Source organism: Photorhabdus caribbeanensis, assembly GCF_018448885.1.
Lineage (GTDB): Bacteria > Pseudomonadota > Gammaproteobacteria > Enterobacterales > Enterobacteriaceae > Photorhabdus > Photorhabdus caribbeanensis.
This window is the reverse complement of record NZ_RCWB01000046.1, coordinates 18,550-31,276: the sequence shown is the minus strand read 5'-3', so window position 1 is coordinate 31,276 and position 12,727 is coordinate 18,550. Positions and strand designations below refer to the sequence as shown.

Genomic DNA, 12,727 nt, shown 5'->3' with positions numbered 1-12,727 from the left:
GTGATTAAACAGAATACCAGTATAAAAGACAGTCAGGCGGCTAAACGTCGAAGAGCCATTTGGTCAGGGGAATTCCGTAGTCAACTTATCTTTGATTAAATTAAATACAAAGTGGAATCCCGCCCTGGGGTTCAGGTACGGGTACATGGCAAATTTTGTCTGCGAGCGGAAAGGGCATAGGAACACAGATTTACAGTGGTGATGCGGTGTTTATTGTAAACCTTTACCAGAATAATGGGGGATATCTCGGCACTAATGGGTATGCGCCGTCACCTGAACTCTATAATGTTTACACGGCGGATCAAGCAGCACGTCCGATTGATACCCTGACGTGGTATATTTTTTCCGACACAACAAGTGGATATGATGGTAAGATTCGTCAAGGCGATGTAATCCGTTTTCTTAATGGTTACAATAACGTACATGGTGGATTCCTCGATACTTGTTTTAATGTTAATATTCCTGGAGAACTATATGGAGTATATACTTCACTTCTTTCTAACCGAGGTAATGGAACAGGTACTTGGACTTTATTAAAAGTATGATTGTAATTAATTAATGTTCTATTAATTCATCCTTTTATTATGTAAGAATCCGGAAGTATAATTATTTTCGGATTCTTTGTCTTATTTTTTACTGATATTATTTATAAATTAATTAAATGATTTTATTATATTTCCGAAAATATTTTGTAAGCAGCGGTTCAGTCAACGCACTGAGATAGAAACTGGCTCTATTGCCAAAGTTTCAGCCTGATTTTATTGGGAGTTGGCGATTGCTGTTGGCAACCGCCGTTTTCACCAATCGTTGATATTATTATCCTCACTAAATTATTTTTCTAAATTAAATATAAATTCATTCCGATTTGTTTTTCTTGTGCTTGATATGAATATTCCTAATAAGAATAAGCCTGTGATTCAATATGAAATATATTTCTTATTAAGAAAGCATAATTGGAATGTGAGTTGAAAATAGGTATTTAATGATTGCTTAAAAAACTAAAATAGATCCACGTATTTGTGGAGGTTCTATAATTTTATATAGCTTGGAAATCAAGGTTTTTTAGACGTGGATAGTGATTTTAAAAATAATTGATATTTTTAACTCTTAATTAAGTACATGAAAGTTCTCATATAACACACATATAACTTCGTGAAAGTATTTAAGGATATAATCATGGCTAGTGTAATTTTATACGGCGATAAAATTCATATTAAAAACAATTTTAATAATGGAAATGGTGGTTATCTGGACACTAATGGTTATGCAACCGCGCAAGGCGCAAAATATAACGTATACACGGCTACTTCGCCGAACCGCGCTCCGGGTACCGGTACGGGTACATGGCAAATTTTGTCTGCGAGCGGAAAAAGTGTAGGGCAAGAGATTTATAGTGGTGAAATTGTGTTTCTTTTCAATCTTTACCAGAATAATGGGGGATATCTCGGCACTAATGATTATGCGCCATCACCTGAACTCTACAATGTTTATACGGCAGATAAAGCAGCACGTCAGATTGAGACTCTGACATGGTACATTTTTTCAGATGCAACTATTGGAAATGATGGTAAGGTTCGTGAAGGTGATGTTATCCGTTTTCTGAATGGTTATAGTAATGTACGCGGAGGGTTTCTCGATACTTGTTTTAATGCTACTGCTGTTGGCGCATTATATAATGTATATACTTCACGTCTTTCTAATCGAGGTAACGGAACAGGTACTTGGAGTTTATCAAAAGCATGATTCTAATTAGTTAATGTTCTATTAATTTATCCTGCTATTATGTAAGAGTCCGGAAGTATAATTATTTTCGGACTCTTTATCTGATTTTTAATTGATATTATTTCCAAACCAGTTAAATAATTTCGTTATTATTCTATTATATTGCCGATAATATTTTCAGAGGGATGATAAATTAAGTTAAATTTATTGGTCTGAAAAGAGAGGGCACGAAAAAATCAATGCCCTGAGAAGAATATGATAATTTAAGAAAAAGAATTAACGAATCCCGCCATATTCTTTACTGATCTCTTTTGCTGCACGGATCACCAAAGCACCGAGTTCGGTGATACGATCATCAGTGATCCGTGAGACTGGGCCGGAAATGGAAATAGCCGCAAAGGCTTGGTGATGCTCATCATAAATACAGGCAGCAATACAGCGCAGACCTAAAGCATGTTCTTCATCATCGAATGAATACCCTTGTTTACGTACTTGCTCCAGATTTTCTTTTAAGCTCGAAGGGGTTGTCTTGGTATATTGTGTGTAAGAATGAAGCCCTTTCTTATGCAGTAACTGAACCAGTTGATTATCTGATAATGTTGAAAGGAATGCTTTACCAGCCCCGGAAGCATGCATGGGCAACTTACCTCCGATAGGGGCGGACATTCTCATCAATGCATTACACTGTACCTGATCGACAATAACCGCTTCATATTCACTGTGATCAAGAATAGCTAAATTAACCGTTTCACCGGAATCTTCCATCAAGCGGCGAAGGATCGGGTGAATGAGTGCCAACAAATTTCGGCTCTGTAAGAAGCTGCTGCCGACAATAAAAGTGTGTGAACCGATAACCCACAACCCTAAATCGCCAATCTGACGGACGAAACCGTGCTGTTGCAAGGTGGTGAGAAGGCGGTGCGTGGTGGAATTTGGTAATCCGGCTTGTTGGGCTAAATCAGTCAGGGCGATACCGCCGGGTGACTCGGAAATATATTCCAAAAGAGTCAGGCCGCGACTTAATGACTGTACTTGCCCGTTAGCAACAGCATTATTCGCCGTAATCTTAGTCTTTTTTGTTTTTTTACTGGTAACGGCAGTGCTCATCGAAATACCCTCTGAATAATAAGATGGAATTCATTTTCATTTCTCATTATGGACGATAAACCTGAAAAACACTCATCCGATGTGTGGAAAATGCTACCTATCATTGAGATTTAAAGAAATCTCAAGATGTTGCCTGGAGTCGCGATGATAGGCAACGCTGGCTTGGGACTTTTAGCAAATATGAGCCGGATGTACAAGAGTGACGAATGGTCAGTAATCGCATACTTTAGTTACTTGTTGATTGCTGCTTTTTCAGAGTTGCATTTCTTATCGCTTCGTGAATTTATGATAGTTAATTCACTATAAATATACAATATTATTAATATTAAGATGGTTTCATCTCTATAGATATAAAGAGCTGACATTATTGGTTTAGCACGATATAAATTGCTAAAATTTTGTGAATATTTTCTGTATGTAAACTGGGATTCCTGTTATCCGGGTAATCTTCATAGAATGGAATAATAGATATTTTAGGAATTAGCTAATTGTATTAATGGTTTTTCAACATAAAAAATGTGTAAATAATACCTTGGGTAATTTATAGGAAATATGGTTTTTATCTAACCATTTTTTGATTATATAATTATAAAAGAGCGTATATTATTGTTACAAATAATGTTTTATATTGTTCTAAATTAGGCTGAATTAAATCTTTATATTTTTATTTCAATTGTGAAAATATGAGAAAGCATTATTAATTATATCAAGGATAATATTTTGTTATTATTATCGGAATGGGGGAGTTGAATGAAACGAATTTTTTTGATTATCTGTTTTTTAGCAGCTTTAATTGTTGCGATTATTCAGGGTATCGGTTTGGTACTTCCTGATAAAGTTCCTGTTGAATATTTCAAAGAAAGCGGGTTCAAGAATGTGATGAGAACACTTGGTATTATTGCCGCGGAACCTCATCCTGCGGCTTCAACACGGCAAGCGTTAGTTCGGGATTACCTGATTAAAGAAATGAATAATATAGGATATAGCGTCACTGAACAGACATTTCATTACTCGGCCGATGATTTGCCCTCTCGGCAGAAGAGAATATATTCAGGTTTTAATAGTCAACAACGTCGAGCTTTTGATAAAGAGTTTACCAGGATAAATACCGGCAACTTTGCAAAACGAGTGGAGGAGCAATCGGAATTAACTGGAACGAATCTTATCGCAAAGTTGGAAGTTCCTTCGCCAAAAGGAACTTTATTATTCGTTTCGCATTATGACAGTGTTAGGACTGCGCCAGGAGCCAGTGATAATGGTATGGTCGTCGCTTCGGTACTCCAGTTAATGCGGGATCTTGCTGAAAGAACGGATATAAAAAACAACGTCATATTCTTATTCTCTGATGCTGAAGAGTTAGGATTACTCGGTGCGTATCACTTTGTTAAGAATATTAATGAGATCGCTACTCAACCAATAGATGTTGTTTTTAATTTTGATGCCCGAGGAAATAATGGCGTGCCTCTCTTATTTGAGACATCAACAAAGAACCTTGCTCTTGTTTCAGAATGGAATCGGAGTGCTGATAAGCCAGTAGCTTTTTCATTTAGCCCTCTTGTGTACCAAATGTTGCAGAATAACACAGATTTTAGCGTCTTTCTGGATCGAGGGTTTACTGGGATGAATTTTGCTACGGTCTTGGGTTATGAGCATTACCACCGTATGAGTGATACTGTTGAAAATCTTAATCTTGGAACTTTGTGGCGATATCAGCGAACGATTCGGGATTTGGGGGCGCATTTCGCGGTAAAAGATGAGATTAACCTGTCTAAAGAAAGTGTAGATGCAGTTTACTTTCCTGTTCCCTATATTGGGCTTATTATCATGTCTGTATTTACCGCTTTCGTTACAGGTATTTTAACATTTTTATTCTCTATCTCATTAGCAATAAGAAATATATGGCTTTCATCTTCACCACGAACGGTATCAAATATCCAGAGCATTTTAAGGATACTTGCTGGATTATTTAGCCTTATCGTAGCATTAATTGTACCTACTGCATCTTATCTTATCACATTACCTGTTTTGTTGTTTTTATTAACAGACCTGATGTTGCGAGAGTTCAATAAATTTAGCGTTGCATTGATCTTATTAATTATCTGTACCTACATTACATCTATTCTTTATGTTCCAATTATATACCTTGTTTCTATCGGATTACATGCTCCTATAGTGGGTAGTATTATCTCTCTTCTGCCAATACTTATTTTAGGATCTGCTATAGTCAGTTTTTGGAAACGAATAGCTTAATTCTATACAATTAGTCGTTATAATTAAAACTAATATAGAACCAGTCATAGAATAAAAGAATAGAATGACTGGTTAATTTTATCAATTAAATAGTGGCAATGATATAATTCATGGGTATTAATAATATCGCCATGTAAAATATATATAAAAATAATGTAAGCGAATTTGTGAAAGTAATGTTGGGAAATAATTTTTGAATGTATTTTTGAATTGATTCATGAATAAATTTCATTTTTATTATGTATTCTTTAAACTAAGATTATCTCTTCTTGCTATTAACTGTTTGTTGTTTTATATGGTTATAGCTTTCTGTCAATATTGTTTTATGTAAATTTAATACATTTAAAATTGATATTTTATTATTGATTTATCACTTATTTATTAATATTTAAATGGTATGATTTACATTTGAAACTAAATTTTTCTAATGTGTAAAATAATTTTTCCAGAAAATAATTTATAAAATAATATATGCTCCTTGATTTATCTATAGCCTGTTACTAAGAAAGTATAAGGGGGAATTTATATTGGTTAATAAAAAATTAGAAAATCACTAATAGCTTGGCGAGATGGACAACTATTTGACATCTATCGCATATTAAAACATAAATTTTTTTGGCGACTTTATCGCTAATACTAGTCACTGGAGCGTGATGTAGTTGTTGAGAGCATATAGATATGAAAAATAATATTAACGGTAATTATTTTAAAGTGGCTGGTAATTTTCTCTGTAATTATAAAGTTTATCAGGGAAATAGTCATGGCAGAGTTGTTATATTGTTACCTGCTATTGGTGTGGAAATCAGGAAATATGAAACTCTAATACAACAACTGGTAAACGAGGGCTTTCAGGTTGTTACTGCTGATATGCCAGGCTATGGAGACAGTCAACCTAAACCAAGTCGAGAAAATGACTATAACTATTCCGATCTGTTGCGGGATTATCTGCCGACAATGTTAGACAAGGCTGTTGAATTAAATAGCAATGAAATTCCTATTGTCTTTGGTCACAGTCTTGGCGGGCATATTGCGACACTCTTTGCCTGCTCAACTGACAGGCCATTTTCTCTGTTTTGTGTGGCAACCGGGAACGTGTGGTATAAAAACTGGCAAGGAATGGGGAGGGTACAGATAATAACGGCAGCGATTATTTTTAATGTTCTGACTGCGTTATATGGTTATCTCCCTGGGAAAAAGATTGGTTTTGGCATAAGAGAAGCTAAGGGATTAATGCGGGATTGGGCCAGAACTGCTTGTACGGGAAATTATCATCATGTCCGTGCTTATCAGGGTAAGGAGAATAAAAATTTATCCAAGGCTGTTTATATCTGTTTGAAAGGAGATGATTGGGCTCCGTTGAAGTCCACTCAAGTATTAGCGAGTCTTATACCTAACGCAGAAGTTAGGGAAATAACTTTATCTTTAAAAGGTAATCCTCACAGCGCCTGGATTAAACAACCAGGAGATGTTATTGCAATCATGAAAAGAGAAATAATGGAGAATAGAGATGATTAATACATTGAAAATTCTGCGTTGGGAATTTCTAGGATTGTTTTTTATCAGTTTATTTCTGACCTGGCAGCTTGAAAGTTATATAAATTGGTGGCAATTTATTTTGTTGTTTTTTCTGATTGATATTATTGGTTATTACCCAGGACGGATCTGGAGTTTGCTGAATAAAAAGGAAACTCCTCCTTCAGCTTTTTATACCATTTATAATATTTGCCACAATGTATTCACGCTCAGTTTGGTTAGTTTGCTTTGGATCTGGTTCTTTAAGGACAATTACAGCGTTATTGCACTATTTGTCCATATCTGCCTGGATCGTGGCGTACTGGGAAATTTCCCTAAGTTGTCTATTAATATATTTAAGCAACCCACAGTTCATTGAAATAGATCATTGTAGAGAGATAATTTACTTAGAGAGGCATTTATATTATGAGTTTAATTAAACAGGCATCGGAAATAGAGATGCAGGCAAAAGATTGGGGTTTGGATGAATGGTTCACTGAGCAGATAAGTGTTGAACAAAGAAAAAGAACCGATTATGCCAATGATCCTAAATTAACCTATTTGCCGGGCGATTTACGGGAGTCTCTGATCAGAGAGCTTTCTTTTAAATCAATTTCGGAATATGAAGCAACGAAAGCATTATTGTTACTCGCAGATAAGGCGCCTGACAATATCAACTTCGATTATATGCTGACTCAGATATTTGATGAAGGTAGACATGCTAAATTATTCAGAGAACATCTGGTCAGAATAGGCTTTGCGGATATCGATAATGTGGCCGGGAAGATGGAAAGCCTCTTACGAGGAAAAATGACCAATATGTTGGAGACATTGAGAACCTATTTCGACAAATGGGTGATATTGAAAAATGATTATATTGCAGGCGTGCTAATCATTACTGTCGTTCTAGAAGGCGTGCTGGCGCCAACTTCGGAGCTCAGTGAGATCAAGTGGCGACCTTTTGATATTGCGGCGGCTGAGACACAGGCCAGAGCTAATGCTGATGAATTAAGACATCTGACGGTGTGTGCAAATATCGTCAAGATGGCGCTCGAAAATGATAGTTCTCTAAAGCCATCGGCTCTTGAGTGTATAGAAGAAGGATTGGCGTTATGGAGCCAGGTATCTGTTGATGACTTGTTTGTAGAGCGTGAAATGTTCTATCAACGGGGTATGCAGAACCATTTGCGTTTGATTGAAGGTTATGAATTATCGCCTGGGATGTTGTTGTCCGATTCTACGGTGGAGTCTCGCCTTGAGCTATCTCATTCCTTAGTTGAACAGATGCAGCAGTCACGCCTTAAGTATATGGGCTTAGCGTAGATATTGGCCTTATTGCAGGTTATTTAAGTAGGCTAAAGGAGAATTAAAAATGACAAATATTGTTGAAGAACTCAGGAAGAATAGCGGGAAATACCAACATTTGACACCAGATAGATTAAAAAGATTGTTATTGGGTTCTGAGGCTGCCTCACAATGCTTACGTTTGATGGCTCAATCCAGTATCGATGGGCTTCATCAAGTGGGTAATACTATCCGTGAAGCTTCTGCGTGGCTTCCCGCTGTTGGGATTGCCTTAACAATGCATAATCATATTGTACTGGCTTGCAGTAAATTTAATGACATATTCGAAGACAGCAACGTATTATTGAATGAAGTCATGGCGTCAAAAGCGTTGGTTGCTTCTGCTTTTGCAGAGGGACTACCCGGAACGAATATTTTTACACCAACACTTAAAATGAATTCAAAAGAGGGAACGCTGTTTGTTAATGGTTCGAAGAAGCCTTGTTCTCTATCTTCGATTGCCGACTATTATGTGTTATCAGTCTGCGATACCGATAATGACAATGAGATGAGAGTCGTGCTGATTTCTAAATCGGCGCAGAATCTTAAGGTTATTCCTTTTTGGAAATTGGGAATTTTAACTGAAAGTGATAATCAAGAAATCAAATTTTTGGATGCCGAAGTATCACCTAAACGACTTTCTCATTATAAGGGAATTGAACAACAGCTGTTGCTTTCCTACGGCTTATCACTATTTAATTATTTTGCTGCAAATACTTATTCTGGAATTCTTGATGGGCTTACTCGTTTTATTCCTGAGAAAATAGTAGAACAGCAGCCCATAAAATATAGCCTGACTCAAGCTAATTATAAAACTAATGTCATTCTCGACCAGATGTTGATTATTGCCTTTTATGCTAGCCAGGATGAAAATGCCGTCCATAAGATTCTTGCGTTACGTTATACCTTGGAAAAGATCCTTGAAGAAACTGCCAGCTTCATATTCCGATGTTGTGGTGGGGTTAAAGTAATGACAACACCAGAAATTATGAATTTCTATTTGGCAGTACAGTTATTTAAATTTCATCCGATAGGAGAATTCCAAATGATTAACCAGATCATGCAACAAGATTAATTACTTTTTAGAATCACCTATTTATAACTCAAGGATTTTTTCGTGCTGTTTACAGCATGACTTTGTGCACCTAAAAAAAGAGAGAAAACTATGTTTGTTAATCAATATCGTGAGAATTTATTAAACTCTGTGGGCCTTGAATTGGACATTAAGTCTGCTCAAGATAACCGGCTTACATTATCGGACGGCCGGATTGTTAAGGATTTTTTGGCTCAATATGGCGCACTGCCATTTGGGCATAATCCTGATTTCGCTATCGCTGAAATTAATAGATTCACTGAAAATAGAGAACCTATCTTCTTTCAACCCAATATTCACAAAAAGGTACGGCTATTAGCTGAAATGCTTGCAGAGCAAATAGATAAGGAAAAATATACCCACTGTACTTTTACTAACAGCGGCGCTGAAACAGTAGAAGCTGCAATTAAATTTACCCGTCTGTTTACCGGCAGAAAGCGTATTCTGAGTTTAAATCGCAGTTTTCACGGTAAAACCTATTCGGCATTATCCGCTACAGGATCAAGTCGGTTTAAAGCCGATTTCATTTACGATGATAAATTATATGAGCAGGTTGATAGTGAAGATTTAGATGAAATAAAAAGAAAGCTGGAGAGCCGGGAATTTGCCGCATTTATCATTGAACCGGTGCAAGGAGAAGGTGGAATGAAAGTCATTCCACCAGAGACGTTATCCAATATTTTGGCACTGTGTAAAAGAAATGGCACATTGTCAGTATTTGATGAAGTTCAGACCGGTATCGGTAGACTTGGGGCATTCTGTGCAGCCACGCTCTATGCTTTGAAACCGGATGTGATCCTGTTTTCCAAAGCATTAGGGGCTGGTATCTCGCCGATTGGTGCGATGTTATATTCAGGTGAGCTTTATTTATCTGAGTTCGATAGAAAACATAGCTCCACTTTTGCTAATAACGTTCTCGCCGCAACGATGGGAATTGCTGTTATTGAGCATTTGGCTAAAGATGATGGTAAGGCGTTAACCCATATTCAAGAAGTCAGCCGCTATGTTGATGAATGTCTTGAACAATTGTCTGCTAAATACCCAGAGCATTTTTACTGGCAAGGGGCTGGGTTGATGCGTGGTCTTGAAATACAGGACAGCAAAGCGGCTTCTAATATCTTTATTAATTTCAGTCAAAGAAGCGGTGGTCTGGCTTATATCATTTGTAGTTTCTTATTGAAATATTATGGCCTTTTCACCATGCCGTTAATGTCTCGCCCTTGTTCTGTACGTTTTGAACCACCACTTAACGTTTCCAAAGAGGATATCAAGACGTTTTTCACGGCTTTTGATGAGGTATGTCAACTGGTTCAGAATGGACGATATGACATTCTTTTTTCACACTTGATAGACATACCTATTGCGAATCTCCCGCCACCTTCGGTGAGTTATCCAATTTCAAGAAACAATAATATTGCTCAGATTAAAGCGCCTGTCTCTGGATTGGTGGAGGGTAAGAAATTCGCTTTCTTGATGCATACTACTTCGGTCAATGAGCTTGCTCACACTTATTGCCTGTCAATAAAGGAGAATTACACGCTGGAGCAGCAGAAACAGCTCAGTGACTGGATCATGCAGGTTTCCTCGATTGATTTTAATCCTGATGTCGCTATTGAATTTGGTGTTGAAAGTTCAGCGGCATATGCCAATGGTATGCTCCTTTTCTCACCTATCAGTCCCGAAGATATGATGGCATTATCGGCGAAAGAACGGGCGGTATTGATGAAGGAATATCTTGATGTGGCAGAGAAAAATGGTGCTGAAATTGTCGGTTTAGGGGCTTACACCTCGGTTATTACTAACGGTGGTCATAGTTTGGTGAATAATCGGCAGGGCAGGATATTGACTAATGGCAACTCTCTGACAGCGATGGCGGTGATTGAGGGGATACGCTCAATGTTGACAGAAAATGCATCCCGGCAAACATTGGCGGTAGTAGGCGCCAGAGGCTCCGTAGGCAGGCTTTCAGTCATTGGTTTAGCGCATAACTTTGGCCGGATTATTTTGGTTAGTCGTCCAAATAAAGCACGCGTATTGCTCTCTGAACTGACTAAAGCACTGCTCTCCTCGGTATTAAGGACTCATGATGTTATCCAGCCAGATTCAGTCATGGATAAGATGAGAAAATGGCTTTTTAAACAAAATCCGGGGGTGACAGATGCACAAGTATTACATCAGCAAGTTCTTGAAGTTGTTGGTGCCTTTGGTTTGGAAGCGATAGAGAGTTATGAACATTCCTTGAATCAGGCTGATTTTATCGTCTCGGCAACGAGTGAAGGAAAGCCTTTCTTGAATACACATTACTTGAAAGATTCCGCTATCGTTTTTGATGCGGCCAGACCTTTCGATTTCATTCGGGACGGCAATCGTCAAATTTACGAAGGGGGGTTGGTCTATCAGCCTGAGAAAGTGACCTATAGCGATAGCAACGTGATCGATGTACCTGCGGGGGTAAATCTCGCCTGTTTATCAGAGACTATCGCTGTGGCGCTTGAAGGGGTGAGTGTTCATCAAAGCATCGGTAAATCTATTGATTATAATGATGCATTGGCGATTCGGGATATCGCCAGGAAGCATGGGTTCATCCCTGTCCAGTATTCCCGAAATAATCAAGGTGAGCGTTATGAGCATGTTGCTTGATGCTCCTCAGATTATTGCCACCGGGAACGCTCAAGATGTTCTTGGCAACAGTCATCTCAGAAAAATGCTTTGCTATGCGAAGCACCCATTGAGTAGCCTGTTGTTCAATAGTGAAACATATTGGTTTACTAATCAAAAGGGGGCTATGGGTTTTTTCCAGGACAAAAATCTGCATATGTGTGTAGGCGGTATTTTGGCTCCTGTCGAAGAACGAGCTGCGCTTTTACACTCTTTTCTCAACTTCACCAGAGAAAAGCGGGCTTTCCCGGTTTTTCTGCACGGTGATGAGAGTGATTTTGTATTGTTGAAAAATAATGGTTTTTCTGTGAACCAGCTTGGAGCGAGTTATTCATTGAGCCTTGATGGATATGACATGAAAGGCAAGCGGTTTCAGCAGCTTAGAAATAAAATCAGTAAATCCAGAAGAGCGGGGATTTCCGTTCGCGAGATCTGCTCGCAAGAGGAATATTATCGATTTAAACCACAACTAGAATATATTAATCAGCTTTGGTTGAAAGAAAAACACGCGAAGGCCCTGAAAAAATTGGTGATTGATTTCAACACCGTAGAAGTGAGTTCAGGCGAGCATAGAGTCTATATTGCAACACAGGGAGAACAAATTCAGGCATATATTGTTTACAGTTACACTTGGGGAGAGACATCGGGATGGTTTCATAACCTATCTCGAAAAAAACCGGATATACCCGACGGCACGATGCAATTTATTAATGAAACGGCGATTAATGACTTCCTGAAAGAGGGCGTAGTTTCCTACCTTCATTTGGGCTTTACCCCTTTGGTGGAGTTCGGTGAGGAGGGATATATTAATGACTCAGCAATCTTTTATAAAGTTGCTAAATGGTTGTCATCAAAAGGCGGCATTGTTTATCCTGCTGCTTCGCAACGTCAATATAAAATGAGTTGGCGGCCGTCGTTAATTGAACCGGAATATATTGCTTTCCCCAGAGGAAAAGCCATGAAAGCATTATGGTCAACATTGCGAACAACTAATAGTATCTAAGTTATAAAAAGCTTTTTTTAATGTTAGGTAACAGGTGA

10 protein-coding genes are annotated in these 12,727 nt (G+C 37.9%); 9 read left to right on the top strand and 1 reads right to left on the bottom strand.

Annotated features, from left to right (window positions below):
- Positions 1–155 precede the first annotated feature (155 nt).
- Both EAE90_RS20925 and EAE90_RS20920 read left to right on the top strand, forming a co-directional pair.
- Positions 156–545: a hypothetical protein gene (locus EAE90_RS20925; RefSeq protein ID WP_246551024.1), complete on the top strand. Its 390-nt coding sequence runs from the start codon at positions 156–158 to the stop codon at positions 543–545.
- A 631-nt stretch (positions 546–1,176) separates the two neighbouring features.
- Positions 1,177–1,743 (top strand): hypothetical protein, encoded by a 567-nt coding sequence (locus EAE90_RS20920; RefSeq protein WP_214055129.1) that lies wholly within the window; start codon positions 1,177–1,179, stop codon positions 1,741–1,743.
- 255 nt (positions 1,744–1,998) lie between these two features.
- Here EAE90_RS20920 and iclR read toward each other — a convergent pair whose 3' ends face one another.
- Complete coding sequence (gene iclR / locus EAE90_RS20915) at positions 1,999–2,829, bottom strand: glyoxylate bypass operon transcriptional repressor IclR (protein ID WP_214055128.1); 831 nt, start codon at positions 2,827–2,829, stop codon at positions 1,999–2,001.
- A gap of 750 nt (positions 2,830–3,579) precedes the next feature.
- Between iclR and EAE90_RS20910 the strand changes: the two genes are divergently transcribed.
- From EAE90_RS20910 to EAE90_RS20880, 7 genes are all read left to right on the top strand, one after another.
- Positions 3,580–5,079, top strand: a complete 1,500-nt coding sequence (locus tag EAE90_RS20910; RefSeq protein WP_214055127.1) for a M28 family metallopeptidase — start codon at positions 3,580–3,582, stop codon at positions 5,077–5,079.
- 678 nt (positions 5,080–5,757) lie between these two features.
- Positions 5,758–6,594 (top strand): alpha/beta fold hydrolase, encoded by an 837-nt coding sequence (locus EAE90_RS20905; protein WP_214055126.1) that lies wholly within the window; start codon positions 5,758–5,760, stop codon positions 6,592–6,594.
- The gene (locus tag EAE90_RS20900) at positions 6,587–6,970 is read left to right on the top strand and encodes a membrane protein (protein ID WP_036811505.1); all 384 of its coding nucleotides are present in this window, start codon (positions 6,587–6,589) and stop codon (positions 6,968–6,970) included. The genes EAE90_RS20905 and EAE90_RS20900 overlap by 8 nt, the downstream gene beginning before the upstream one ends.
- Positions 6,971–7,017: 47 nt before the next feature.
- Entirely contained in the window at positions 7,018–7,914 is an 897-nt protein-coding gene (locus tag EAE90_RS20895; protein ID WP_214055125.1) for a hypothetical protein, read from the top strand.
- 49 nt (positions 7,915–7,963) lie between these two features.
- On the top strand, positions 7,964–9,010 hold the full coding sequence (locus EAE90_RS20890) for an acyl-CoA dehydrogenase (RefSeq protein WP_214055124.1): 1,047 nt from the start codon (positions 7,964–7,966) through the stop codon (positions 9,008–9,010).
- A 90-nt stretch (positions 9,011–9,100) separates the two neighbouring features.
- The gene (locus EAE90_RS20885; protein ID WP_214055123.1) at positions 9,101–11,668 is read left to right on the top strand and encodes an aminotransferase class III-fold pyridoxal phosphate-dependent enzyme; all 2,568 of its coding nucleotides are present in this window, start codon (positions 9,101–9,103) and stop codon (positions 11,666–11,668) included.
- On the top strand, positions 11,652–12,689 hold the full coding sequence (locus tag EAE90_RS20880) for a DUF2156 domain-containing protein (protein WP_214055122.1): 1,038 nt from the start codon (positions 11,652–11,654) through the stop codon (positions 12,687–12,689). The genes EAE90_RS20885 and EAE90_RS20880 overlap by 17 nt, the downstream gene beginning before the upstream one ends.
- Positions 12,690–12,727 lie beyond the last annotated feature (38 nt).